We start from the raw sequence: 24648 nt of genomic DNA on the forward strand, positions 1-24648 counted from the left end.
GCGGGTGTGTGCGGCCCGGGCCGGCGCGCTCAGCGTCCGCCGAGCGCGCTGACCACGGTCGCCGTCAGCTCGTCGAGATAACCGGCCGGCACCTCGTCGCGGACCACCAGCAGCCGCCAGTACAGCGGCCCGGTCAGCAGGTCCAGGGCCAGCCGGCCGTCCGCGCCGGCCGGGATCTCGCCGCGCTCGACGGCGCGGGCCACCATCGCCGTGGCGACACCCTCCTGGCTGTCGTGCAGCGCCGCCTTCAGCGCGGCCGCCAGCTCCGGGCTGCGGGCCGCCTCCGCCAGCAGGTCGGGGACGATCTGCGAGGCCATGGGGTGCCGCAGCGCCCGGGCCGCGACCTCCAGCACCACCCGGACATCGCCGGACAGCGACCCGGTGTCCGGCGTCGGCATGCCCGCCGCGGCCACCGCGGAGACCACATCGAGCACCAGGTGCAGCTTGGAGCGCCACCGCCGGTAGACGGCGGTCTTGCCCACCCCGGCCCGCCGCGCGATGCCCTCGATCGACATCCGGGCGAAGCCCGCGACGGCCAGCTCCTCGAAGACCGCGGCACGGATCGCCTCGGTCTTGTCCTCACGCAGTACGGCGGCGCCCGCCGGGCTCCGGCGCGCCGCAGTGGAGCCGTTCCCGCTGCCCTCTTTTGCCATGGCTTGAGCATAGCGTCACGACGCTACGGTTGCGTTTCGACGTGAGCACCCTTTAGTGTCAGCGTCGCGACGATACGGACCCGTTCCGTCGTAGGTCACTCCGTTCTCGTTCCACCGCCCCGTACGCAAGCGAAAGCGGCCTCCCCGATGCCCCAGACCCTCGCGCCCCCGGCACCGACGCCCTCCCGGGCGCCGGCTCCCGGCACCGCCCCCGACCCCGAGCTGCGCGCGCTGGCCGAAGCCCACGGGCTCACGGTGAGCGGCGTCCGCCCCTCGCTGCCGGAGTACACCCGCCAGCTGTGGCAGCGGCGGCACTTCATCACCTCGTTCGCCAGCGCCAAGCTCACCGCGATGTACACCACCGCCAAGCTCGGGCAGTTCTGGCAGGTACTGACCCCGCTGCTCAACGCGGTCGTCTACTACTTGATCTTCGGCGTGCTGATCAACACCAAGAAGGGCGTGCCGGACTACATCCCGTACCTGGTGACCGGCGTCTTCGTCTTCACCTTCCTGCAGAACTCGGTGATGACCGGAACGCGGGCGATCTCGGGCAACCTCGGCCTGGTGCGGGCGCTGCACTTCCCGCGGGCCTGCCTGCCGATCTCGTTCTGCCTGGCGCAGCTCCAGCAACTGCTGTACTCCATGGCCGTGCTGAGCGTCATCCTGCTGTTCGCCGGGCAGACGCCGACCTGGTCGTGGCTGCTGGTGTTCCCGGCGCTGACGCTGCAGTTCGTCTTCAACACGGGCCTGGCGATGGTGATGGCGCGGCTGGGGGCGAAGACGCCGGACCTGGCGCAGCTGATGCCCTTCATCATGCGGACCTGGATGTACGCCTCCGGCGTCATGTTCAGCATCAGCGTGATCCTCAAGAGCAAGCACCTCCCGCAGATCGTGGTGATCCTGCTCAACGGGAACCCGGCCGCGGTCTACATCGACCTGATGCGCTTCGCCCTGATCGACAGCTTCACGCACAAGCAACTGCCGCCGCACGTGTGGGCGTTCGCCGCCGGCTGGGCGCTGCTCTCCGGTGTGGCCGGCTTCGTGTACTTCTGGAAGGCCGAGGAGCGGTACGGACGTGGCTGAGCACAAGACCGGCATCCAGCCGACCGAGGCCGCCCAGGCCCGCATCCCCACCGTGATCACGGACGATCTGCACATCGTCTACCGGGTCTACGGCACGGGCGCGGGCAAGGGCAGCGCCACCGCGGCGCTCAACCGCATCATCCGCCGCAAGCCCTCCAACGGCGTGCGGGAGGTGCACGCCGTCAAGGGCGTGTCCTTCACCGCCTACCGCGGCGAGTCGATCGGCCTGATCGGCTCCAACGGCTCGGGCAAGTCCACCCTGCTCAAGGCCGTCGCCGGCCTGCTGCCCGCCGAGCGCGGCAAGGTCTACACCCACGGCCAGCCCTCCCTGCTGGGCGTCAACGCCGCCCTGATGAACGACCTGACCGGCGAGAAGAACGTCCTGCTCGGCGGCCTGGCCATGGGCATGTCCCGCGAACAGGTCCGCGAACGCTACGACGGCATCGTCGACTTCTCCGGCATCAACGAGAAGGGCGACTTCATCTCCCTGCCGATGCGCACCTACTCCTCCGGCATGGCCGCCCGCCTGCGGTTCTCCATCGCCGCCGCCAAGGACCACGACGTGCTGATGATCGACGAGGCCCTGGCCACCGGCGACCGCAGCTTCCAAAAGCGCTCCGAGGCCCGCATCCGCGAACTGCGCAAGGAAGCCGGCACCGTCTTCCTCGTCAGCCACAACAACAAGTCCATCCGCGACACCTGCGACCGCGTCCTGTGGCTGGAGCGCGGCGAACTGCTCATGGACGGCCCCACCGACGAGGTCATCAAGGCGTACGAGAAGGAAACGGGCAAGTAGCCCCGCCCCACGCCTGAAGGGGCGCACCCGCAACGGGTGCGCCCCTTCAGGCGTGTTCGGGCGCGCTCCACGCAGGCCCCGGCCGCGCGCGGCGGCCGCCGGTCAGCTGTGCGCGCGCAGCAGCGTACGCATGGTCCGCATGGCCACGGACAGGTTCGCCAGATCGAACCCCTCCGACCCGTGGATCTCCTCCAGCGTCGCCCGGGCCCGGCTCAGGATCGCCGCGTTGGCCTGCTCCCAGGCCTTGAACCGCTGCTCCGGCGTCGAGGAGCCGTTGCCCTCCGACAGCACATCGGCGGTCACCGCCGCATGGGCCGCGAAGAGGTCCTCACGGATCGAGGCACGGGCCATGGACTGCCAGCGGTCGTTGCGCGGCAGCTCCAGGATGCGGTCGAGGAGCTGGTTGATCCGCAGCCGCTCGCCCAGGTCGTAGTAGACCTCGGCGACATCCAGCGGCTGCTTGCCGGTGCGGTCGGCGATGGCGACGATGTCCAGGGCCGGGAAGACCGAGGAGAACCCGGACACCTGGACGGCCAGCGGCTCGGGCACGCCCGCGGCGGTCAGCTCGTCCAGGATCGTCTGGTACCAGCCCTGGTCGGTGCCCTGGAGCAGCTTGGGCAGCTCCTCCCAGACTTCGGCGACCCGCTCCGAGAAGAAGTCGATGGTCTCCGACAGCTCCAGCGGCTGCGGGCGGTTGTTGAGCAGCCAGCGGGTGCCGCGCTCGACCAGCCGGCGCGAGTGCAGCCGGATGCGGGTCTGGACATCGGCCGGGACGACATTGTCGAGCGCCTCGACGTCGTCCCAGACCTGCGCCAGCTGGAAGATCGCCCGGGCCGCGGTCTGCGCCCGCACGACCTCTTCGAGGGAGGCCCCGGTCTCCTCCCGCATCCGGTGCAGGAAGCTCGTACCGCCGGTGTTGACGGTGTCGTTGACCAGGACCGTGGTGACGATCTCACGGCGCAGCGCGTGCCCGTCGACCTGCTCGGCGAAGCGCTCGTGCAGCGCCGAGGGGAAGTAGGCGTGCAGCAGCCGCTGCAGATACGGGTCGTCCGGCAGGCCGGTCCGGATCAGCGACTCGGCGACGGTGATCTTGGTGTACGCCAGGAGCACCGCCGTCTCCGGCTGGGTCAGCCCGCGCCCGGCGTTCAGCCGCTCACGGATCTGCCGGTCGGTGGGCAGGAACTCCAGCGCCCGGTCGAGATCGCCGTCGCGCACCAGGCGGCGCATGAAGCGCTGCTGGGCGTTGAGCATGCTGGAGGACTGGGCGAGGGCCAGCGCCAGCGCGGTGTTCTGCGCGTAGTTGTTGCGCAGCACCAGCGCGCCGACCTCGTCGGTCATCTCGGCCAGCAGCTTGTTGCGCTGCTTGACCGTCATATCGCCGTCCGCCACCACGGCGTTGAGCAGGATCTTGATGTTCACCTCGTGGTCGGAGGTGTCCACACCGGCGCTGTTGTCGATCGCATCGGTGTTGATCTTGCCGCCGGTCGAGGCGAACTCGATCCGTCCCAGCTGGGTCAGGCCCAGGTTGCCGCCCTCGCCGACGACCTTGACCCGCAGGTCCTCGCCGTTGACGCGGATGGCGTCGTTGGACTTGTCGCCCACATCGGCGTCGGTCTCCGCCGAGGACTTCACGTACGTGCCGATGCCGCCGTTCCACAGCAGGTCGACCGGCGCCTTGAGGATCGCCTGCATCAGATCGGCGGGCGTCATCTTCTTGATGCCGGCCTCGATGCCGAGCGCGGCCCGCACCTGCGCGTTGATCGGGATGGACTTGGCGGAGCGGGGGTGGATGCCGCCGCCCTGCGACAGCAGCTCGGTGCGGTAGTCCGCCCAGGACGAACGGGGCAGCTCGAAGAGCCGGCGGCGCTCGGCGTAGGAGGACGCCGCGTCCGGGTCGGGGTCGATGAAGATGTGCCGGTGGTCGAAGGCGGCGACCAGCCGGATGTGCTCGCTGAGCAGCATGCCGTTGCCGAAGACGTCACCGGACATGTCGCCGACGCCGACCGTGCTGAAGTCCTCGGTCTGGCTGTCGTGGCCCAGCTCGCGGAAGTGCCGCTTGACCGACTCCCAGGCGCCGCGGGCGGTGATGCCCATGCCCTTGTGGTCGTAGCCGGCGCTGCCGCCGGAGGCGAAGGCGTCACCGAGCCAGAAGCCGTAGGACTCGGCGACCTCGTTGGCGATGTCGGAGAACGTCGCGGTGCCCTTGTCGGCGGCGACGACCAGGTAGGTGTCGTCCTCGTCGTGCCGGACGACGTTCTGCGGGTGGACGACCTCGCCGCCGACGAGGTTGTCGGTGATGTCCAGCAGACCGGAGATGAAGGTCTTGTAGCAGGCGATGCCCTCGGCCAGCCACGCGTCACGGTCCTGCGCCGGGTCGGGCAGCTGCTTGCCGACGAAGCCGCCCTTCGCGCCCACCGGCACGATGACGGTGTTCTTGACCATCTGCGCCTTGACCAGGCCGAGGATCTCCGTACGGAAGTCCTCCCGGCGGTCCGACCAGCGCAGACCACCGCGCGCGACCTTGCCGAACCGCAGGTGGACGCCCTCGATCTTCGGGGAGTACACCCAGATCTCGTACGCCGGGCGGGGCGCCGGCAGGTCGGGGATCGCCTGCGGGTCCAGCTTCATGGACAGATAGGCGTGCGGCCGGCCCTGGCCGTCCTTCTGGTAGTGGTTGGTGCGCAGCGTCGCCTTGATCACCGTGAGGAAGGACCGCAGGATCCGGTCCTCGTCCAGGGAGGCGACCTGGTCGAGCGCGGCGTCCAGCTCCTCCAGCAGGGCATCGGTCAGCTCCGTGCCGGCCCGCTGCCGGTCGGGGGACATCCGCGCCTCGAAGAGGGAGACCAGCAGCCGGGTGGTGTGGACGTTGTGGGAGAGGGTGTCCTCCATGTACGTCTGGCTGAAGGTCGAACCGGCCTGCCGCAGGTACTTGGCGTAGGCCCGCAGCACCATCGCCTGGCGCCAGTTGAGCCCGGCCTCCAGCACCAGGGTGTTGAAGTTGTCGCTCTCGGCCGCGCCCGTCCACACCGCCGTGAAGGCGTCCTGGAAGCGCTCGCGGGCGTCGTCGCCCTTGACGTGCTCGGGCATCCGCAGGCCGAAGTCGTAGACCCAGGCGATGGTGGAGTCGGCGCAGCGCAGCTCGTGCGGACGCTCGTCGACGACCTCGACGCCCAGGCGGTTCAGGCCGGGCAGCACCCGGGACAGCGAGACCGGCTCGCCCCGGCGGTAGATCTTGAAGCGGCGCTCGCCCGGGCCGGCGTCGACCGGCTCGTAGAGGCTGACCGCGAAGTCCTTGCCCGGCTCACCGGTGAGCTTCTCCAGATGCTGGAGGTCGGCGACGGCGCTGCGCGGGCTGTTGTCGGCCTTGTAGCCCTCGGGGAAGGCGTGGCCGTAGCGGCGCAGGAGTTCGGCGGCGCGCTCCTCGCCGACCTCGGCGGTCAGCGCCTCGCCGAAGCCGTCGGCCCAGGAGCGGGCGGCTTCCACCAGCCGGCTCTCCAGGCGGTCCGCGTCGGCGTCGGTCAGCTCGGGCAGGCTGGCCCCGGGCTCGACACGGATCACGAAGTGCAGCCGGGAGAGGATCGACTCGGTGTTCCAGGCGGTGAAGTCGACGCTGGTGCCGCCGAGCTCCTCCTTGAGGATGTCGATCAGGCGCAGCCGCACGCCGGTGGTGTAGCGGTCGCGCGGGAGGTAGACCAGCGCGGAGTAGTAGCGGCCGTACTCGTCCTGGCGGAGGTAGAGCCGCAGCCGGCGCCGCTCTTGGAGGTAGAGCACGCTGGTGGCGATGGAGCGCAGCTCGTCGACCGGGGTCTGGAACAGCTCGTCGCGCGGGTAGGTCTCCAGGATCTGGAGCAGGTCGCGGCCGTCGTGGCTGTTCGGGGTGAAGCCCGCGCCCTCCAGCACCTCGGCGACCTTGCGGCGGATGACCGGCACCCGGCGCACCGACTCGGTGTACGCGGCCGAGGAGAACAGGCCCAGGAAGCGCCGCTCACCGATGACGTTGCCCTTGGCGTCGAACTTCTTGACGCCGACGTAGTCGAGGTAGGAGGGGCGGTGCACGGTGGCGCGGCTGTTGGCCTTGGTCAGGACCAGCAGCTTGTGCTCACGGGCCTTGGCGCGGGCGTCGGCGGGCAGCCGGTTGAAGGACGGCGAGACGGGGTGGCCGTCGGCGGTCTCGCGGTGCGGCGGGTCGGCCCGCAGGATGCCGAGACCCGTACCGGGCACCGCGGTCAGCACGTCCTCCTCGGTGTCGCCCTCACCGGGGACCGAGGACAGCTCGTACTCGCGGTATCCCAGGAAGGTGAAGTGATCGGCGGCCAGCCAGCGCAGCAGCTCCTGGGCCTCCTCGATCTCCTCGTCGCGCAGATCGTCGGCGGTCGGCTCGGTGCCCAGCTCGTCGGCGAGCCGGCCGGCGGCGCCGCGCATCTTCTCCCAGTCCTCGACGGCCTCGCGGACGTCGGACAGCACCCGCAGCAGATCCGCGGTGATCTGCTTGAGGTCCTCGCGGTCGGTCTCGCGGTCCATCTCGACATGGATCCAGGACTCGGTCACCGCGTCGTGCGGCAGCTCGGTCGCCTTGCCCTTGCCGGTGCGGCCGTGGGCGTCGCAGTTGGAGTCGAAGACCTCGATGAGCTTGCCGGTGACATCGCGGCGGACGATCACCTGCGGGTGGATCACGACATGGATGCCGCGCCCCTGCCGGGAGAGCTCGTTGGTGACCGAGTCGACCAGGAACGGCATGTCGTCGGTGACCACCTCGACGACGGAGTGGCTGCAGGTCCAGCCGTTCTCCTCGACGGTCGGGGTGTGCACCCGGACGTTCGCGGTGCCCTGAGGACGCACCTCCGCGAGGCGGTAGTGCGAGAGCGCGGCGCCGAAGACGTCGACCGGGTCGCGGTCGGCGAGGTCCTCGGGGGCGGTGTGCAGGTAGTAGCGCTGGAGGTATCCCGCCAGAGCGTCCGGGTCGAGACCCCGTACCGGGTGCTTGCTCCCGGCCGGGCTGCTTTCAACGACCCGGGCGGCCCTGGTGAGCAGCTCGGTCTTGGCTTCGTCCAGCTTGGTCTGCATGTCCTCTGGCTCCTGTCGCGCGCCGTTGCGTGACGTTGTGGAAGAACGTGATGGAAGCCGCACAACGCCGCCGTGACGCGAGGTGTTCCGTCGCTGTCGACGCTATGCCGCGATGAGTGAGGGCCGGGTCGCCATCGACTGCTTTTGACGGAGTCGACAGGGAATGTTGGCCGCAACGACCAGCGATCGCCCGGTCACGGTCGTGTCCCGGGCGCAGGGCAGGGGCTTCGATGCCCCCGCGGAATATCGCGCTGATCACGGTGCAAGGCTATCGCTCCCCCCACGGGTGCCGTCATGGGCCTGGTAGGTACAAAACCTTGGCGTGAACTTAGACCTTCCGGACAACGCACGGCCGAGGCGGTGTGTGCGTGCCGCCCTACGGCCCGGACTCCCGGCGGCCGCACTCCGCGGCGGCGCCTGGACACGGCCGCCCGGAGGACCGGACGGGCATACCGGCCCCGGAGCGGATCCTGGGACATCCCCCGGAGCATGTCCGCAACGTCACACCGTCTAGAGGGCGAGCGCCCCGGCCAGCTCGACGGCCTCGGCGAGTGTGTCCACCACCGGCACCCCGGCGGTCTCCAGGCTCCCGCGGCTGTGCGAACCCCCCGTGTAGAGCACCGCGTGCGCACCCGCGTCCCGGGCGGCCACCGCGTCGTCCACGGCGTCACCGATCACGACCGTGCGCGCCGGCTCGACATGCTCCATGGCCGCCAGATGCCGCACCATGTGGGCGCTCTTCGAGCCGCCGGACGGCCCGGTCCGGCCGTCCACCCGCACGAACCGCGACTCGATGCCGAAACCGCGGACGATCGGTATCAGATCGTCGTGGCCGTACATGCTCAGGATCGACTGACTGCGCCCGGCCGACTGCCAGCCCTCCAGGAGCAGGTCCACCCCCTCGGCGAGCTCGCAGCCCAGGCGGTGGGTGCTGTAGTGGCGGTGGAAGGCCTCGTCCATGACCAGCCATTCCGCGTCCGTGGGCAGCCGTCCCATCAGCCGCTCGTAGAACCGCGGCACGGGCACGCAGTACAGCTCGCGGTACGTCTCCAGGGTGATCGGCGCCATCCCGATCTCGGCGAACGCGGAGTTCGTCGCCCCGATGACGGCGTCGATGTCGTGGAACAGGGTGCCGTTCCAGTCCCAGACGATGTGCGTCGCGTGCTTCCCCATGCCGTTCCCCAGGTCCTTCCCCGTGCGCTTCCCCATGAGGAAAAAGTACCCGCACCCGCCGACAGATCGCCCGGGCCTGTGGAAAACGGCCCGCTAGCCGAGCAGGTGGGGAATCTCCTGCACCCCGAACCACATCAGGTCGTGGTCCTCGGCGCCGTCGACCGTGAACTGCGCGTCGTCATCGCCCTGGTCCGCCGCGCCGAGCGCCGCCGCGGCCGCCGCGACGTCCGTCTCCGCCTCCGCGGCGTCCACATGCACCGCCGCGGCCTTCGAGAGCGGCACCGGCCCGGCGAGGCGCACCTCGCCCAGCGACGACTGCTCCAGGCCCAGGTCCGGATCCGCCACGGCCGCGCCGTCCGGCACGTCCAGGGCCACCACCACCCGCCGCCGGGCCTCCGCGGGGTGCCCGGCCAGCATCCGCAGCGACGCCTGGGCGGCCCGGTTGAGCGCCGCGTACTCCAGCTCCTCGATGTCGTCCGAGACGTACCACTCGCGCAGCGCGGGCGTGACGGCGTACGCGCCCAGGGAGCCGGGGTCCAGCTCACCGTTCCTGTGCGCCGCTGCGAGACCGGAAAGGGTCAGGGGGACGTAGACGCGCATGGCAGCCGCTTCCGCTCGATTCACTCGACTCTCGGGATGATCTCGCCAGCATACGGGCGTGAGTCCCCCATCGTGCCGCCCCCGCCTCCCCCGCGCCGCCCGTCCGGAGCCCGTCCACCACCCCGTTCCCGGGGCCTGGTTGTGGGCCCGCGCCACGGACGGGTGAACTCCGTGCGCCGTCCGCTCCGCCCTCGTCGCGGCTTGCTGCCGCGGAGGTCCCGTCGATAGAAGATCCCCATCACAAAAGCTACCGCCCGGTAATTCACGGGCCCGGCACCACGGGGGCGATCACCAGCATGACCGGCACGAACAGCAGCGCGGCACACACCCCACCCACCGCTCCCACGCCCGGGGCCACCGGAAGCGCGGCTCCGCCCGCGGGTGCCACCGGGACCGGCATCGCGCGCCCCGCCGTCCCCGCTCCGCCCGCCGGCGCCGACGCCGACCGGGTCCCGCGTCCACGCTCCGGCGGCACCTCCGGGACGGCCCGGGGCGTCCCCCGGCCGCGCCGCTCCCCCGCCGACCGCCGGCCCCTGGGCCCCGCCGGCAGCGGTCCGGGCGCCACCGGCCGCGGCTCCGGCCCGGGCGGACGCGGTCCCGGCGCCGCCGGCCGCGGCCCCACCCGCACCACGTCCGGCCCCGGGGGCCCCGGACGCCCCGCCGCCCTGGCCGCCGCGGTGAGCCGCCGGTCCGCCGCCGGCACCCCGGTCACCGCGGCCGGCGTCCCCCTGCCGACCGCTGCGGCGCGGCGCCGGGCCCAGGAGAGCCGGCCGCACCACTGGTTCGCCCAGCAGCTGCTGCTCGCCCTCAGCGGTCAGCGCCCCGTGCACGCCCTGCTGGGGCACGCGCTGCCCGCCGCCTACGACCGGCTGGCCGAGCTCGCCCCGCAGGCACCGCTGCGGCCGGCCCCGGTGCCGGGCGGGCCCGGCCCCGTCCCCACGGTGCGCGACTGCGGGCTGTGCCGGCCGTGCCGCGGCGTCATCGAGGCCTTCGCCCGGATCGCGGCGGGCGAACGGCTGCGGGCCCTGGCCTTCCGGCTGGAGCTGGGCGCCGACGCGCGGTGGCGCTGCGCCGCCCTCGACATCGGCCCGGCGCAGGGCGTGCCGGGCGCGCGGTGACGTCCACCCCCCGGGCACACGAAGGCGCCCCGGCCGATCTCCGGCCGGGGCGCCCCGGTGCTGCTCCACGGTGCGGCGGCCCGTCTCCGGTCCGCCGCACCGCTCCTGACTCACTTCTTGCGGCGGCGCCCCGCGCTCTTCTGGGCCTTGCGGCGCTCGGCGCGGGTCAGGCCGTCGGCCTCGGAGCGGGCCGGGCCGGCGTCCTCGTCGCTGATGAAGTCGCCCTCGATGACGCTGCCGTCACCGTCGACCTTGGGAGCGGAGAAGTGCAGCCGGTCCGGCCGCTGCGGCGCCTCCAGGCCCTTGGCGTGGATCTCCGGGCGGCCCGCGCCGGCGGGCACGGCGTCCTGGTCCTTGTCCAGCGAGGTGAGCGCCGCTTCCTCCACCGGGACCTCCTCGACCTGCTGCTCGACCTGGACCTCCAGGTTGAACAGGTAGCCGACGGACTCCTCCTTGATGCCCTCCATCATCGCGGTGAACATGTCGAAGCCCTCGCGCTGGTACTCGACCAGCGGGTCCTTCTGGGCCATCGCCCGCAGGCCGATGCCCTCCTGGAGGTAGTCCATCTCGTAGAGGTGCTCACGCCACTTGCGGTCCAGGACGGACAGCACGACCCGGCGCTCCAGCTCCCGCATGATGTCCGAGCCGAGCTGCTCCTCACGGGAGGCGTACTGCTCGTGGACATCGTCCTTGATCGCGTCGGCGATGAACTCGGCGGTGATGCCCGCGCGGTCGCCGGCCTCGTCCTCCAGCTCCTCGACGGTGACCTTGACCGGGTAGAGCTGCTTGAACGCGCCCCACAGCCGGTCGAGGTCCCACTCCTCGGCGAAGCCCTCGACCGTCTCCGCCTGGATGTAGGCGTCGATGGTGTCGTCCATGAAGTGCTTGATCTGGTCCTGGAGGTCCTCGCCCTCCAGGACGCGGCGGCGCTCGCCGTAGATGACCTCGCGCTGCCGGTTGAGCACCTCGTCGTACTTCAGGACGTTCTTCCGCGTCTCGAAGTTCTGCTGCTCGACCTGCGACTGCGCGGAGGCGATCGCCCGGGTCACCATCTTGTTCTCGATCGGGACGTCGTCGGGCACGTTGGCCATGGCCATCACCCGCTCGACCATCTGCGCCTTGAACAGTCGCATCAGGTCATCGCCCAGGGAGAGGTAGAACCGCGACTCGCCGGGGTCGCCCTGACGGCCGGAGCGGCCGCGCAGCTGGTTGTCGATCCGCCGCGACTCGTGCCGCTCGGTGCCGAGCACATAGAGCCCGCCGAGCTCCTTGACCTCTTCGAACTCCGCCTTGACCGCGGCCTCGGCACGCTCCAGGGCGGCGGGCAGCGCGGCCGCCCACTCCTCGACGTGCTCGACCGGGTCCAGGCCCAGCTGGCGCAGCTCCGCCTCGGCGAGGTCGTCGGGGTTGCCGCCGAGCTTGATGTCGGTACCACGGCCGGCCATGTTCGTGGCGACCGTCACGGCGCCCTTGCGGCCGGCCTGGGCAATGATCGGCGCCTCACGGTCGTGCTGCTTGGCGTTGAGCACCTCGTGGGCGACACCGCGCTTGTTGAGCTGCTGGGAGAGGTACTCGGACTTCTCGACCGAGGTGGTGCCGACCAGGATCGGCTGGCCCTTGCCGTGCTTGTCGACGATGTCCTCGACCACGGCGTCGAACTTCGCGGTCTCGGTGCGGTAGATCAGGTCCGCCTGGTCCATACGGACCATCGGGCGGTTCGTCGGGATCGGGACGACACCGAGCTTGTAGATCTGGTGGAACTCGGCGGCCTCGGTCATGGCCGTACCGGTCATGCCGGAGAGCTTGTCGTAGAGGCGGAAGAAGTTCTGGAGGGTGATCGTGGCGAGCGTCTGGTTCTCGTCCTTGATCTCCACCCCCTCCTTCGCCTCGATGGCCTGGTGCATGCCCTCGTTGTAGCGGCGGCCGGCGAGGATACGGCCGGTGTGCTCATCGACGATCATGACTTCGCCGTCGATGACGACGTAGTCCTTGTCGTTCTTGAAGAGCTCCTTGGCCTTGATGGCGTTGTTGAGGTACCCGACGAGCGGGGTGTTCACCGACTCGTACAGATTGTCGATGCCCAGCCAGTCCTCGACCTTGCTGACACCGGACTCGTGGATGCCGACGGTGCGCTTCTTCTCGTCGACGTCGTAGTCGCCGGTCTCCTCGATGCCGCGCTGCGGGTTGGCGGCCTCGCCGCGCTTCAGACGGCGCACCAACTTGGCGAAGTCGCCGTACCACTTGGTGGCGGAGTCGGCCGGGCCGGAGATGATCAGCGGCGTACGGGCCTCGTCGACGAGGATCGAGTCGACCTCGTCGACGACCGCGAAGTTGTGGCCGCGCTGGACGAGTTCGTCCTGCGACCAGGCCATGTTGTCGCGCAGGTAGTCGAAGCCGAACTCGTTGTTCGTGCCGTAGGTGATGTCGCAGTTGTACTGCTCACGGCGCTGGGCCGGCGTCATGTCGGCGAGGATGCAACCGACGGTCAGGCCCAGGAATTTGTGGATCCGGCCCATCATCTCCGAGTCGCGCTCGGCCAGGTAGTCGTTCACCGTGATCAGGTGGACGCCCTTGCCGGACAGCGCGTTGAGATACGTCGGGAGGGTACCGACCAGGGTCTTGCCCTCACCGGTCTTCATCTCGGCGACGTACCCCATGTGAAGGGCCGCGCCGCCCATCAGCTGGACGTCGTAGGGACGCTGGCCGAGTACCCGCCGGGCGGCCTCTCGGACCGTGGCGAACGCCTCGGGCAGCAGATCGTCGAGGCTCTCGCCGTCGGCGTAGCGCTCCTTGTACTCATCCGTGAGGGCGCGCAGCTCCGCGTCGGAGAGCGCCGCGAAGTCCTCCTCGATGGAGTTGACCTGGCCCGCGATGCGGTGCAGCTTGCGCAGGATCTTTCCTTCGCCTGCACGCATGATCTTCGTCAAGACGGACACTTGGGCTGGTCTCCTTGCCGGTCGGGCCTGCACGGTCGAGTGCGCGGGCGCGGCATTTTTCCAAGGGGGCAGGCCCCGCCGCAACGGCCATCGTAAAGGAGGACGCAGCCGGGCCGGGAGGTCCGCCGCAGCGAACCCCCGCTATCCCCTCCTCCCGTGAACGCACAAGGCCACGAGAAGGTGCCGGGCGGTTGCCGGTAATCACACCGAAAACCCTTGGTCAGGCTTTCCGCGGCCATACAGACTCACGCCATGAAGCCCGTCACCCTCACCACCGAGCGCCTGGTGCTGCGCCCCTTCGAGCCCGCCGACGCTCCCGCGGTGCACGCCGCGTGCCAGGAACCCGACATCCAGCGCTGGACGAGCGTCCCCTCACCGTACGGCGTCGAGGATGCCGAGCAGTTCGCCGGCACGGTCGTCCCCGAGGGCTGGCGCGACGACACCACGTACCAGTTCGCCGTCGTCTCCCGGGCGGACGGCTCGCTCGTGGGTGCGATGGGCCTGGTACGCCTCGCCCGGCTGCGCACCCCCGAACGCCAGGCCGAGCTGGGTTACTGGACCACCAGGGAGCACCGCGGCCGGGGGTACACGGTCGAGGCGGCCCGCGCGATGCTGCGCTGGGCCTTCCGCGACCTGGGGGTGGAGCGCCTGGAATGGCACGCGGAGGCCGGCAACGAGGGCTCCCGGGCCGTCGCCCGCAGCCTCGGCTTCCAGATGGAGGGCACGCTGCGCGCCCAGCTGGTGCGCGAGGGCATCCGCCGGGACGTCTGGATCGGCTCGCTGCTCCCGTCCGATCTGCCCGGGGAGCCGGGGGAACCGGGAGCGGCCGCGGTGGCCGGGCCCGGGCGTCCGGACGCGACGCCGTATCTGCCGTACCCCGGGTGAGCTGCCGTACTGGTGAGCTGCCGTACTGCGGCTGAGCGCCGGCCGGGCGGTCCGGGGGGGACCGGCGGCACGGAGCCGGAGCGCGGCCCGGGGCGCCCGCGACGGCCCGTTCCGGGGCCGGGGACCTGGGGCTCGGGGACCTGGGGCTCGGGTGCCCAGAAGGCACCCTGACCAGCGGTTCTTCCCTCACCCGCGGCCGTTGTCAGTGCCCGCCCCTAGTCTGAGCCGCATGACCGCCGAGACCCAGCCGCTGCCTCCGCCCGTGACCACGCTCTCCCGCGACGACGCCCGGCGCCTGGCGCTGCGGGCGCAGGGTCTGCTCGGTGCCCCGGACCGCCGGGCGGGCGTGCGCGGGGTGCTGCGGCAGCTGGGCGCGGTGCAGCTGGACACGATCTCGGTGCTGGCCCGCTCCCATGAGCTGGTGCCCTACGCCCGGCTCGGCCCGGTCAGCCGCCCCGCCGTCGAGGCCGCCTACTGGAGCGACACCCACAGCTTCGAATACTGGTCGCACGCCGCCTGCATCCTGCCCATCGAGGAGTGGCCGCACTTCGCCTTCCGCCGCCGCGCCCGGCGCGCCAAGGGCCACCGCTGGCACGTCATGGAGGACTCCGCGCGCTCCTGCGCCGCCGTACTGGACCGGCTCCGCGCGGACGGCCCGCTGACCACCTCCGAGCTGGGCGGCGGGCGCAACGGCGGCGAGTGGTGGGACTGGTCCGAGACCAAGATCGCGGTGGAGTGGCTGCTCGACACCGGCGAGGTGGTCTGCACCCAGCGCCGTGCCTGGAAGCGGGTCTACGACCTCGCCGAGCGCGCCGTCCCGGACACCCTGCTGCACGACGATCTGGACGACGCCGAGTGCCTGCGCCGCCTGGTCGCCCAGGCAGGGGCCGCCATGGGCGTGGCCACCCGCGCCGACCTGGCGGACTACCACCGCCTCAAGGGCGAGCAGGTCGATGCCGTGGTCGCGGACTCCGGTCTGGTCCCGGTCGAGGTCGAGGGCTGGGGAAGGCCCGCCTGGGCCGACCCCGCCGCGCTCGCCGCCCCGCCCCGCGGCCGGCACCGCACGACCCTGCTCTCGCCGTTCGACTCCCTGATCTGGGACCGCCCGCGCACCGAGCGGATCTTCGGCTTCACCCACCGCCTGGAGGCCTACGTCCCCCGCCCCCAGCGGATACACGGCTATTTCGCGATGCCCCTGCTGGCCGGCGGCCGCCTGGTCGGGCGGGTGGATCCGGCCCGGGAGGGCAGCACCCTCGTCGCGCGCCAGGTGTCGATGCAGGACGCCAAGGCCGCCGCCCCCATGGCCCGGGCCCTGTGGGAGGCCGCACGCTGGGTCGGCTGTGACGCCGTGCGCGTGGACCGCTGCGACGACCCCGAGCAGGCCGCCGCGCTGCTCGCGGAACTCACCCACACGAGCGACCACACCACCGACTAGCCGGACGCCGGACGGCATATATGGGGGGACCGGCCCCCGGCCCGGCCGACCGTTCACGCACCGGCCGGACGACTCACCGGATCTCACCGCTCTCGCGGGATCTCACCGCTCTCGCCGGATCTCACCGGATCTCGAGGATCTTCTCCCGCATCGCGTACACCACCGCTTCCATCCGGGAGTGCAGCTGCAGCTTCTCCAGGATGTTGCGGACGTGGTTCTTCACCGTGTTCTCGGAGATGAAGAGTTCCTTGGCGATGTCGCGGTTGTTCATGCCCGTGGCGACGAGCTTGAGGACCTCCAGCTCACGGTCGGTGAGCCGGGGCGCGGGCACCAGCCTGCGCTCGTCCGTGCGCTGGATCATCGACTTGAACTCCGTCAGGAGCTTGGACGCCATCGACGGGCTGATCTGCGACTGGCCGTCCGCGACGGCACGGATCGCGGTCGCCACCTCATCGGTGGAGATCTCCTTGAGGAGGTAGCCGGTGGCACCGGCCTTGATCGCGTCGTAGAGGTCGGCCTCTTCATCGCTGATCGTCAGCATGATGATCTTTGCGCTGGGGGCGACCTCCTTGATGGAGGTGCAGGCCTCGATCCCGCCGCGCTTGGGCATCCGGACGTCCATCAGCACGATGTCGGGCAGCAGATCCGCGGCCTTGTCGACCGCCTCCGCACCGTCCCCCGCCTCGCCGACGACCTGGATGTCCTCTTCCTGGGCCAGCACGATCTCCAGGCCCCGCCGGAAGAGTGCGTGATCATCCACGACCAGGACCCGGATCGGCTCCTTGCGCGCCACGCTCATGCGGTCGGCCTCGTACCCGCCTCCGGCACCGCAGTGGTCGTCCTCCGCGTCGCCGCGCACGGGCCCGAAACTGTCCCCCATCGATCCTCCCCGTCAACTACTCGGCCCTCAGGCCGGAGCTTGGAAATAAGGCTGGTTGACAACAGCCCCCTGCGGCCAGCCCGATCAAAGTCATTCGATCGTCTCCCCGGCATGTCGCCATGTCGTGTCCCCGTACTCCCTGGCCGGCACGAACACTATACGGCTTCAACTCCTGCTCTCTCCGGTCACGATGGTGCCCCCGGCCTGCGCCGGGGGCACCGAGCGAGGGGGGTCAGCCGCCCAGGGCGCCGCCTGCGCCGCCGGGTTCCTCCTCCCCGAACAGATCGGGGTTCAGGTGGATGACGCCGTAGTCGTACGCGTGCCGCCGGTAGACGACACTCGGCAGCTTGGTGTCGGCGTCGACGAAGAGGTAGAAGTCGTGCCCGACCAACTCCATCTCGTTGAGCGCTTGGTCGAGCGCCATCGGCGCGGCCGAGTGGGTCTTCTCACGGACGATCAAGGGGCCTTCACCCTGGACGTCGATCGAGCCCATCCTCGTGGTCGGCACCTTCTGCTCCGCGTCGGCGGCGAGTTCACCGTTGGGGTTCAGGCTCGCGGCGTCGGGCACGCTGACGGCGACCTCGCTGGCCGGAATGCGGCCGTTGCCACGGCGCGAGAAGCGCTTGTCGTGCTGCTTGCGCAGCCGCGCCTCGAGTTTGGCGGTTGCCAGATCCAGCGCCGCGTAGGGATCGGCAGCGGCGGCCTCGGCCCGGACCACCGGGCCACGGGAGCGGAGCGTGATCTCCACTCGGTCGGAACGGTCGGCCTGCCGAGGGTTGGGCTCCTTGGACACCTCGACGTCCAGGCTGATCACCTTGGCGTCGAGCTTCTGGACTTTGTCCAGCTTCAGCTTCTCGGCCACGTGCTTGCGGAACCGCTCGGGCACCTCGGTCTTGCGGCCCTTGACGACGATGTCCACGCAGAACTCCGTTCCCGGATCGCACCGCTCATCCAGCGGGGCGATTCCTTCTTGCACCAGGCTCCGGTGGTTGCCGAAGCCTCGGACTTGGCGACTTTCACCTCCTCCTCCCCCGAGGACCCGCACTCCACTCCCCCGTTTTCAGGGTCGCCGAAAATATCCCTGAACGCATTCATCGCGACATCCAAGGCAAAACGTCCGCCAAGTCCTCACAACCGAACATAGCTCTCTCGGACTCATGTCGGCACCCCCTCGGAGGCTCCGGCTCCAATTGAGTGTCTTTTCTTCCTCAATTACCTGCCCTGTGGTAGGGCGCGGAGCGGTGCCTCATCGGCTACGAAGGCACCCACCGGCGCGGCCACCACCGCCGCTCCGACCACCCGGCCACCGGCCGCGGCGAGCGCGCGTGCGGCCTCCGCGAGCGTGGCTCCCGTGGTCACCAGGTCGTCCACCAGCACCACTGGCGGGCCCGCCAGCAGCCTCCGGGCCGCGCCCGGCACCTCCAGGGCACCGGCGACATTCGCCCGCCGCTGCCGGGCGCTGAGTCCTGCCTGGTCAGCCACCGCGCGACGCTGCCGCAGCACCGCGAGCACCCGGGCCGCCGTCCCCGCCCGCCGCAGCTCACCGGCCGCCGCCCGGGCGATCCTGCGCACCGGATCGTGCCCCCGGCCCGCCACGGATCTTCGCGCCGACGGCACGGGCACCAGCAGCAGGGGTCCACCACCGGCCCACAGCCCCCGCACGGCCCCGGCCAGCACCGTCCCCAGCGGCCCGGTCAGCGGCAGGGCGCCCCGCTCCTTGTGCGCCAGCAGCACCGCCCGCACCTCGTCGGCGTACGGCGCCCCCGCCCACACCCGGGGCAGACCGGCCGGTGCGGGCCACGGCCGCACCCGCCGCGCCCCGCGCCCGTCCCGCGCCAGCGCCCGGCGGCACCGTGCGCACAGCTCCGTACGGGGCCGGCCGCACCCCGCACAGTCGACCGGCAGCACCAGACCGGCCAGTTCGCGCCATACCTCTCGCATGACTCCACTGTCCCGCCGAACACGCTCGGTCACCACCCCTGTGGATAACCTCGCCGGCGGCGCGACGGATGGGCCGTTCGGGCGAGAGCGCGGCCGGCCGGAAGGGCGACCGTCCGGCTACCGGCACCACGGGCCGACCGGACCCGCGACCTGCCCGGCGCACCGACGGGCCGGCGCCCGCGCCGTCCCGGCCGCCGGCCACCCGGCCGCCCGGTCACCTGCGGCCATCCGGTCATCCGGGATAGACCGGCGCCGTCCCGTCCTTCGCCACGGTCTTCCAGTTCGCGTCCGGAGGCAGCCGCACTATCCCCTCCGTCGCGTCCGCGATCAGCGGTCTGGTCTCGTCCTCGGAGGCGGCCACCGCCTTGACGCCATTGACGCCGGGCAGGGTCTGCGCGTTGGACGCCGAGCCGTCGGTCTCCATGAACTGCATCTGCTGGACCCCGCCGGACTCCCGCCCGACGACCACCAGCCGGCTGCCGCCCGCCCAGGACGCGGCGACCACGTCCTCCAACTGCGGCGCGATCGGCCGCAGTTCCTGCACCGTGAGCTTCGGGTGCAGGGCGGTACCGCCCCGTTCGACCCGACCGAGCTGGAGCGTCGTACGCCCCTTGTCCTCCACCAGGACCGCGATCCGGATGCCGTCCGCGGCCACCTTGATCGCCTTGATCCGCCGCCCGTCCAGGCCGGGCACCGCCACCCTTTCGGGGTCGCTCTTGCCCTCGCGGATCCGCAGCAGCCGTGAGCCGTGCGCATTGCGGTCGGCGATCCACAGATCGCCCAGCCCGTCCCAGCTCGGCGCGGTGAGCCCCGCGTCGGGGTCCTTGGCCGAGCCGGTACTGGTCAGGAGTGGACCGCTGCGGGCGAGCCCGTCCTCCATGCCGGCCACGTACAGGGACCGGCCGTCGTCGGACACACCGGCCGCGGTGGTCTCCGCGCGCGAGATGGCGACCGAGCGCAGCGGGGTGTGACCGGTGCCGAACGGACCGCGGACCGGCGTCGGTTCGGTCGCGGAGTCCGACATGGCGACGACCTTGTGGTCGGCGTCGATGAAGTACTCCTTGCCGGAGCGCCCGGCGTCCGGGGACGGGGCGAAATCGCGGTCGGCCTGCTCCTGGGACAGCGCACAGAGCGCGTTGCCGTCGCTGTCCTGGAGCTCCACCTCACTGATCTTCGAAGCCCGCGTCATGTCCTGGACGGTGAAGAAGAGTTGCGCCGCCATCCGCTTGCACTGCGCGGAACCGGCGCTGGCCGCCTGCTTGCTGAGCTTGACCCGCAAGGCATTGGAGTCGTCCAGCGCCAGATCGTGGGCGGAGAGTCGGGTCCCGGGCGGGAACGCCGAGGACGTCACCTGGTTCAGCCAGTCGGTGGGCCCCGACAGCAGCGCCGCCACGCTGGCCGTGATCGGCTTTATCCGCTGCCGCAGGTAGACCGGATCCGCGACCAGCACATTGCGGCTCGCCTTCGGCTCCTGTGCCTCCGACTTGTAGGACGCGAAGTAGTACTTGTTGACGGAGCGGTAGATGCGCTGGAAGTCGGACAGGCCGAGCACCAGCCCGTCGGGCAACCGGTCGATGCGCCACTGCCCGTTCTCCTTGACGAGGTGAATCGTCCGGCGGTACGGCTTCTCCTCCGGGGTGTAGGCGTGGTTGTCGTCCACGGCCGCCACCTGGCTGCCGGAGAGGGTGACCGTGTAGCCGTTGGCGTCCTCGCGGTTCGACTGCGGCTTCGGCTCGGGCTTCGGACGCTCCTGGAGCACATCGGTCACCCGGAACGGCCGCCAGGTCCGCTTCGCCGACTTCGCCAGATACTGCGTGGCCGTACGGAAATCCGCCTCGTCGCTGGTCGTCGCGTCGAGGAAGCTGCGCACGATGTTGGTCGGCTGGGCACCGTCCTGCGGTGGCACGCCGTAGACCCGTACCTGCGACTCCCCTTCGGAGCGCGGTGACTGGTCGACAGCGGTGACGTCCCCGCTGTCCGGCATCGACGCACACCCGGCCAGCAGCGCCGCCGCACAGCCGAGCAGCACGGCCTTCCGCGCCCGCCGGGCTCCCCGGCGGGCAGACATACGGGACTCTCCGGTGCCCTCCCCGTGCTCAGTTCCCACGCAGCCCGCCTTCCCGCTCCACGCCCCGTCCGGCTTCCTGCCCGGCCCCGTCCTCGTGGGGCGGCTCATCGATGTGCGCTTCCTCGTCGCGCGCTGCGGCCTCGCTCCGCGCGCCCCCGCTCTGCGGCACCACACGGGCGCCGCTGCCGGGCAGCGCCGCCGGACCGGCCGCCGGGGCCCCGGCCACCTGCGGCTCCCGGACACCGCCGAGCGCGCCCTCGGCCTCCACGGCACGCGGCTGCGCCGGGATCGTGGACGGCTTGCGGTCCACCCCCGCGCGCGGCCGGCCGTTCTCGTCCAGTCCGCGGTGCCGGCGTGAGTCCTCCGGCTCCAGGGGTATCGGGGACCCGCGCAGGGTCTCGCCGGCCGTGCGCGGCAGCGTCAGCCGGAATTGCGAGCCGCCGCCGGGCTCGCCCCAGGCCTGCAGCCAGCCGCCGTGCAACCGGGCGTCCTCGACGGCGATGGACAGGCCGAGCCCCGTACCGCCGGTGGTACGGGCCCGGGCCGGGTCCGCGCGCCAGAAGCGGTTGAAGACTCGAGTGGCCTCGCCGGGCTTGAGGCCGACCCCGTAGTCACGCACCGCGATGGCGACCGCGCCGCCGCTGCCGTCGCCCGCGGACGCCAGCCGCACCACCACGTCACGGCCCTCTCCGTGCTCGACGGCGTTGACCACGAGGTTGCGCAGCACCCGCTCCACCCGGCGGGGGTCGGCCTCGGCGATGACGGGCTGCTCGGCGCCGCGCACCACGATGCGGGTGCCCTTGGCGTCGGCGAGCGGCTCGGCGCCCTCGATGACGCGGTGCACCACGTCGCGCAGGTCGATCGGCTCGGCCTCCAGCGCGGCCGCACCGGCGTCGAAACGGCTGATCTCCAGCAGCTCCGCGAGCAGCGATTCGAAGCGGTCCAGCTGGCCGCGCAGCAGCTCGGCGGAGCGCGCGGTGGCCGGGTCGAACTCGTCGCGCGCGTCATGGATCACGTCGGCCGCCATCCGCACGGTCGTCAGCGGCGTCCGCAGCTCGTGCGAGACGTCGGAGACGAAGCGGCGCTGCATCCGGGACAGCTCCTCCAGCTGCTGGATCTTGACCTGGAGGTTCTGCGCCATCTTGTTGAAGGATTCCCCGAGGCGGGCGATGTCGTCCTCGCCGGTGACCTTCATGCGCTCCTGGAGGAGGCCGGCGGCCAGCCGCTCGGAGATCCCGGCGGCCATCCGGACGGGCGTGACGACCTGCCGCACCACCAGCCAGGCGATCGCCCCGAGCAGGATCACGACGAAGACCCCGGCCGTCGCGAGGGTGCCCGTCACGAGCTTGAGCGACTCCTCCTCCTGGCTGAACGGGAAGAGGTAGTAGAGCTGGTACTGGTTGCTGTTGACGTCGTTCAGCCGCTTGCCGATGATCAGCGCCGGCACCCCGTCGTCCGACCCGATCCGCTTGATCTGGGTGTACTGGCGGAACGTCCCGGACTTGGTGTCCAGCTTCCGCCGCAGCTCGGCGGGCACGCTCCGCTCCGGGTCGACGTCGCCGGAGGCGCGCGGGCCGCGGGTACCGGGGCTGGAGTCGCCGAACGGTTCGTCGGAGTCGGAGCTGAGCGCCACGACGGAGAAGACGCCCTGCCCGCCACTGGCGAGCTGCTCGACCAGGCCGGTCAGCCAGGTCGCGGAGTCCTGGGTACTGCGGTTGCCGGTACGGGCGACGTCGTCGGGCCGGGTGTCGTCGGCGCCGTCGGCCATCTTCTGGGCGACGCTGAAACCGCCCACGGCCTGGCTCTGCGCGGCCTGGGCCTTGGCCGTGAGCAGGCCGTTACGGACCTGGCCGACGACCACCACACCGAGCAGCAGCACCACGGCGAGCGACATCAGAAGCGTGGTCGCCACCACGCGCAGCTGGATATTGCGCCGCCACAGCCGCAGGGCGGGCAGCAGGGGCCGCCGCACCCAGCGGCTGAAGAGCCGCAGCAGGGGATGGACGGGGCCGCTCACCGCGCCGTCGGGCAGCAACTGCCCACCGCGCAGCAAACGGGCCACCAATTTGCCCGAAAAGGACATATCGCCCGCCGGGTCGACGGTGCGCCCCCGCTTGCCTTCCGGGGTCGAACCGTCCCGGGTCATGTCAGCTGGGCCCGGCCTTGTAGCCGACGCCGCGCACGGTCACCACGATCTCCGGCCGCTCCGGGTCCCGCTCGACCTTGGAGCGCAGCCGCTGCACATGGACGTTGACCAGCCGGGTGTCGGCGGCATGGCGGTAGCCCCAGACCTGCTCGAGCAGCACCTCACGCGTGAACACCTGCCACGGCTTGCGCGCCAGCGCCACCAGCAGATCGAACTCCAGCGGGGTCAGCGCGATCGACTGGCCGCCCCGCTTCACCGAGTGGCCCGCCACGTCGATGACCAGGTCACCGATGGCGAGCTGCTCGGGCGCCGGCTCCTCCGAACGCCGCAGCCGCGCCCGGATCCGGGCCACTAGCTCCTTGGGCTTGAACGGCTTGACGATGTAGTCGTCCGCACCCGATTCGAGCCCGACGACCACGTCGACCGTGTCGCTCTTGGCGGTCAGCATGACGATCGGGACACCGGACTCGGCGCGGATCAGCCGGCACACCTCGATGCCGTCCCGCCCCGGCAGCATCAGGTCGAGCAGCACAAGATCGGGCTTGGTCTCGCGGAAGGCCGCAAGAGCCTTGTCACCGTCCGACACGAACGACGGCTCAAAACCTTCGCCACGCAGCACGATGCCGAGCATCTCTGCCAGTGCGGTGTCGTCGTCGACGACCAGGACGCGTCCCTTCATTCGGCCATCATCCCATTACCTGATCGTGACTTACTCCATCGTGACGTGGAACACACCTCTGCCAGCCTCTCCGGGGTCACCGGAGACACCACTCCGGCCTCCGTGACGATCGCCGTCACCAGCTCCGGCGGAGTGACGTCGAAGGCCGGGTTGTAGGCCTGTGCGCCCAAAGGAGCCACCGGTATACCCGCTCCCGACCCCGCCCCGGCGCCCTGTACGGAGGGCAACGAGAACTCCGTCACTTCCTGCGCCGGACGCTGCTCCACTTCGATGTCCGCCCCCTCCGCGGTGTCCGGATCCACGGTGCTGATCGGCGCCACGACCACGAACGGAACGTGGTGGTAGCGCGCCAGCACGGCCAGTGGGTAGCTGCCCACCTTGTTGGCGACCGAGCCGTCCGCTGCGATCCGGTCCGCGCCTATCAGCACGGCGTCCACCTCGCCCGCGGCGAACAGCGAGCCCGCCGCGCCGTCCGAGAGCACCGTGTACGCCATCCCCGCCCGCGCCGCCTCGTAGGCGGTCAGCCGCGCCCCCTGAAGCAGCGGACGGGTCTCGTCCACCCAGAGCCTGCGCAGCTCGCCGGCCCGGTGTGCCGCCAGCACCACCGCCAGGGCGGTGCCCTCCCCCCCGGACACCAGCGCCCCGGTATTGCAGTGCGTGAGGATCCGGTGACCGCCCCCTGGCAGCAGCTCGCCCAGCAGCCCCAGCCCGTGCTCCGCCATCCGTGCGCTGGCCTCGATGTCCTCCGTGTGCACGGCCCGGGCCTCGGCCAGCGCCGCCGCGGCCGCCTGGGCACCGGACCCGCCGGCCGCCGCGGCACGGTACGCGGCCGCCGCCCGCCGTACCCCGTAGGCCAGATTGACCGCGGTGGGCCGGGCCTGGGCCAGCACCTCGACCGCCTCTTCCACGTCGAAGCCCCGCGCCGCGGCCAGTGCCACGCCGTACGCGCCCGCGATGCCCAGCAGCGGCGCCCCCCGCACGGCCAGCGTGCGGATGGCCTGCACCAGCGCCGGCACGTCCGTGCAGACCAGCTCGACCTCCTCAGCGGGCAGCCGGGTCTGGTCGAGGAGGACCAATACGGGCCCCTCGGGCGGCTCCTCCCAGCGCAATGACGGAATGGTGAGCGCCCCGGCGCCCTTCTCGGATACCTCGTACTGATCGCCCATCCCCTCAGTCTGCCGCCGACCGCCC

17 protein-coding genes are annotated in these 24648 nt (G+C 71.3%); 5 read left to right on the plus strand and 12 right to left on the minus strand.

The features are described from left to right. Positions 1 to 29: 29 nt before the first annotated feature. A complete protein-coding gene (locus tag ACQP17_RS13815) occupies positions 30 to 653 on the minus strand; it encodes a TetR/AcrR family transcriptional regulator (RefSeq protein WP_433856547.1) in 624 nt (207 codons plus the stop codon). A gap of 147 nt (positions 654 to 800) precedes the next feature. Between ACQP17_RS13815 and ACQP17_RS13820 the strand changes: the two genes are divergently transcribed. Further along, positions 801 to 1736: an ABC transporter permease gene (locus ACQP17_RS13820; protein ID WP_433856548.1), complete on the plus strand. Its 936-nt coding sequence runs from the start codon at positions 801 to 803 to the stop codon at positions 1734 to 1736. Then, entirely contained in the window at positions 1729 to 2532 is an 804-nt protein-coding gene (locus tag ACQP17_RS13825) for an ABC transporter ATP-binding protein (RefSeq protein ID WP_433856549.1), read from the plus strand. Before ACQP17_RS13820 ends, ACQP17_RS13825 begins: the two co-directional genes overlap by 8 nt. 102 nt (positions 2533 to 2634) lie before the next feature. Here the strand turns inward: ACQP17_RS13825 and ACQP17_RS13830 are convergent, their stop codons facing one another. The 3 genes from ACQP17_RS13830 to ACQP17_RS13840 form a co-directional block, all read right to left on the minus strand. Further along, entirely contained in the window at positions 2635 to 7596 is a 4962-nt protein-coding gene (locus ACQP17_RS13830; protein WP_433856550.1) for an NAD-glutamate dehydrogenase, read from the minus strand. A 510-nt stretch (positions 7597 to 8106) separates the two neighbouring features. Then, complete coding sequence (locus ACQP17_RS13835) at positions 8107 to 8769, minus strand: HAD family hydrolase (RefSeq protein ID WP_433859905.1); 663 nt, start codon at positions 8767 to 8769, stop codon at positions 8107 to 8109. A 93-nt stretch (positions 8770 to 8862) separates the two neighbouring features. Next, positions 8863 to 9369 carry a DUF6912 family protein gene (locus ACQP17_RS13840; RefSeq protein ID WP_433856551.1) on the minus strand — a complete coding sequence of 169 codons (507 nt, stop codon included), beginning with the start codon at positions 9367 to 9369 and terminating at the stop codon, positions 8863 to 8865. A gap of 296 nt (positions 9370 to 9665) precedes the next feature. On the opposite strand from ACQP17_RS13840, the gene ACQP17_RS13845 reads away from it, so the two are divergent. Beyond that, the gene (locus ACQP17_RS13845; protein ID WP_433856552.1) at positions 9666 to 10487 is read left to right on the plus strand and encodes an Rv3235 family protein; all 822 of its coding nucleotides are present in this window, start codon (positions 9666 to 9668) and stop codon (positions 10485 to 10487) included. A 110-nt stretch (positions 10488 to 10597) separates the two neighbouring features. Here ACQP17_RS13845 and secA read toward each other — a convergent pair whose 3' ends face one another. Continuing rightward, entirely contained in the window at positions 10598 to 13423 is a 2826-nt protein-coding gene (secA, locus tag ACQP17_RS13850) for a preprotein translocase subunit SecA (RefSeq protein WP_433856553.1), read from the minus strand. 252 nt (positions 13424 to 13675) lie between these two features. On the opposite strand from secA, the gene ACQP17_RS13855 reads away from it, so the two are divergent. Together ACQP17_RS13855 and ACQP17_RS13860 are read left to right on the plus strand one after the other, a co-directional pair. After that, complete coding sequence (locus ACQP17_RS13855; protein WP_433856554.1) at positions 13676 to 14308, plus strand: GNAT family N-acetyltransferase; 633 nt, start codon at positions 13676 to 13678, stop codon at positions 14306 to 14308. 229 nt (positions 14309 to 14537) lie between these two features. After that, positions 14538 to 15743 (plus strand): winged helix-turn-helix domain-containing protein, encoded by a 1206-nt coding sequence (locus tag ACQP17_RS13860; RefSeq protein ID WP_433856555.1) that lies wholly within the window; start codon positions 14538 to 14540, stop codon positions 15741 to 15743. Between the two features lie 121 nt (positions 15744 to 15864). Here the strand turns inward: ACQP17_RS13860 and ACQP17_RS13865 are convergent, their stop codons facing one another. The 7 genes from ACQP17_RS13865 to mtnA all read right to left on the minus strand — a co-directional run bounded on the left by ACQP17_RS13865 (position 15865) and on the right by mtnA (position 24623). Then, entirely contained in the window at positions 15865 to 16623 is a 759-nt protein-coding gene (locus ACQP17_RS13865; RefSeq protein WP_364885077.1) for a response regulator transcription factor, read from the minus strand. Between the two features lie 232 nt (positions 16624 to 16855). After that, a complete protein-coding gene (gene hpf / locus ACQP17_RS13870) occupies positions 16856 to 17542 on the minus strand; it encodes a ribosome hibernation-promoting factor, HPF/YfiA family (RefSeq protein ID WP_364885080.1) in 687 nt (228 codons plus the stop codon). 293 nt (positions 17543 to 17835) lie between these two features. Further along, positions 17836 to 18564 carry a ComF family protein gene (locus ACQP17_RS13875; RefSeq protein ID WP_433856556.1) on the minus strand — a complete coding sequence of 243 codons (729 nt, stop codon included), beginning with the start codon at positions 18562 to 18564 and terminating at the stop codon, positions 17836 to 17838. 232 nt (positions 18565 to 18796) lie between these two features. Continuing rightward, positions 18797 to 20632 (minus strand): LpqB family beta-propeller domain-containing protein, encoded by a 1836-nt coding sequence (locus ACQP17_RS13880; RefSeq protein WP_433856557.1) that lies wholly within the window; start codon positions 20630 to 20632, stop codon positions 18797 to 18799. A gap of 28 nt (positions 20633 to 20660) precedes the next feature. Beyond that, positions 20661 to 22778, minus strand: a complete 2118-nt coding sequence (mtrB, locus tag ACQP17_RS13885; RefSeq protein WP_433856558.1) for an MtrAB system histidine kinase MtrB — start codon at positions 22776 to 22778, stop codon at positions 20661 to 20663. 1 nt (position 22779) lies between these two features. Continuing rightward, positions 22780 to 23457 (minus strand): two-component system response regulator MtrA, encoded by a 678-nt coding sequence (mtrA, locus tag ACQP17_RS13890; protein ID WP_030069674.1) that lies wholly within the window; start codon positions 23455 to 23457, stop codon positions 22780 to 22782. After that, positions 23454 to 24623: an S-methyl-5-thioribose-1-phosphate isomerase gene (mtnA, locus tag ACQP17_RS13895; protein WP_433856559.1), complete on the minus strand. Its 1170-nt coding sequence runs from the start codon at positions 24621 to 24623 to the stop codon at positions 23454 to 23456. Before mtnA ends, mtrA begins: the two co-directional genes overlap by 4 nt. Positions 24624 to 24648: the final 25 nt, after the last annotated feature.

Origin of the sequence: Streptomyces kronopolitis (assembly GCF_050953795.1) — a bacterium.
Lineage (GTDB): Bacteria > Actinomycetota > Actinomycetes > Streptomycetales > Streptomycetaceae > Streptomyces > Streptomyces kronopolitis_A.

Coding starts and splice junctions, on each gene's coding strand:
- ACQP17_RS13815 (WP_433856547.1), bottom strand. CDS start 653: ATGGCAAAAGAGGGCAGCGGGAACGGCTCCACTGCGGCGCGCCGGAGC.
- ACQP17_RS13865 (WP_364885077.1), bottom strand. CDS start 16,623: ATGGGGGACAGTTTCGGGCCCGTGCGCGGCGACGCGGAGGACGACCAC.
- ACQP17_RS13840 (WP_433856551.1), bottom strand. CDS start 9,369: ATGCGCGTCTACGTCCCCCTGACCCTTTCCGGTCTCGCAGCGGCGCAC.
- ACQP17_RS13880 (WP_433856557.1), bottom strand. CDS start 20,632: ATGTCTGCCCGCCGGGGAGCCCGGCGGGCGCGGAAGGCCGTGCTGCTC.
- mtrB (WP_433856558.1), bottom strand. CDS start 22,778: ATGACCCGGGACGGTTCGACCCCGGAAGGCAAGCGGGGGCGCACCGTC.
- mtnA (WP_433856559.1), bottom strand. CDS start 24,623: ATGGGCGATCAGTACGAGGTATCCGAGAAGGGCGCCGGGGCGCTCACC.
- ACQP17_RS13820 (WP_433856548.1), top strand. CDS start 801: ATGCCCCAGACCCTCGCGCCCCCGGCACCGACGCCCTCCCGGGCGCCG.
- ACQP17_RS13845 (WP_433856552.1), top strand. CDS start 9,666: ATGACCGGCACGAACAGCAGCGCGGCACACACCCCACCCACCGCTCCC.
- ACQP17_RS13860 (WP_433856555.1), top strand. CDS start 14,538: ATGACCGCCGAGACCCAGCCGCTGCCTCCGCCCGTGACCACGCTCTCC.
- ACQP17_RS13875 (WP_433856556.1), bottom strand. CDS start 18,564: ATGCGAGAGGTATGGCGCGAACTGGCCGGTCTGGTGCTGCCGGTCGAC.
- ACQP17_RS13855 (WP_433856554.1), top strand. CDS start 13,676: ATGAAGCCCGTCACCCTCACCACCGAGCGCCTGGTGCTGCGCCCCTTC.
- ACQP17_RS13835 (WP_433859905.1), bottom strand. CDS start 8,769: ATGGGGAAGCACGCGACGCACATCGTCTGGGACTGGAACGGCACCCTG.
- mtrA (WP_030069674.1), bottom strand. CDS start 23,457: ATGAAGGGACGCGTCCTGGTCGTCGACGACGACACCGCACTGGCAGAG.
- ACQP17_RS13830 (WP_433856550.1), bottom strand. CDS start 7,596: ATGCAGACCAAGCTGGACGAAGCCAAGACCGAGCTGCTCACCAGGGCC.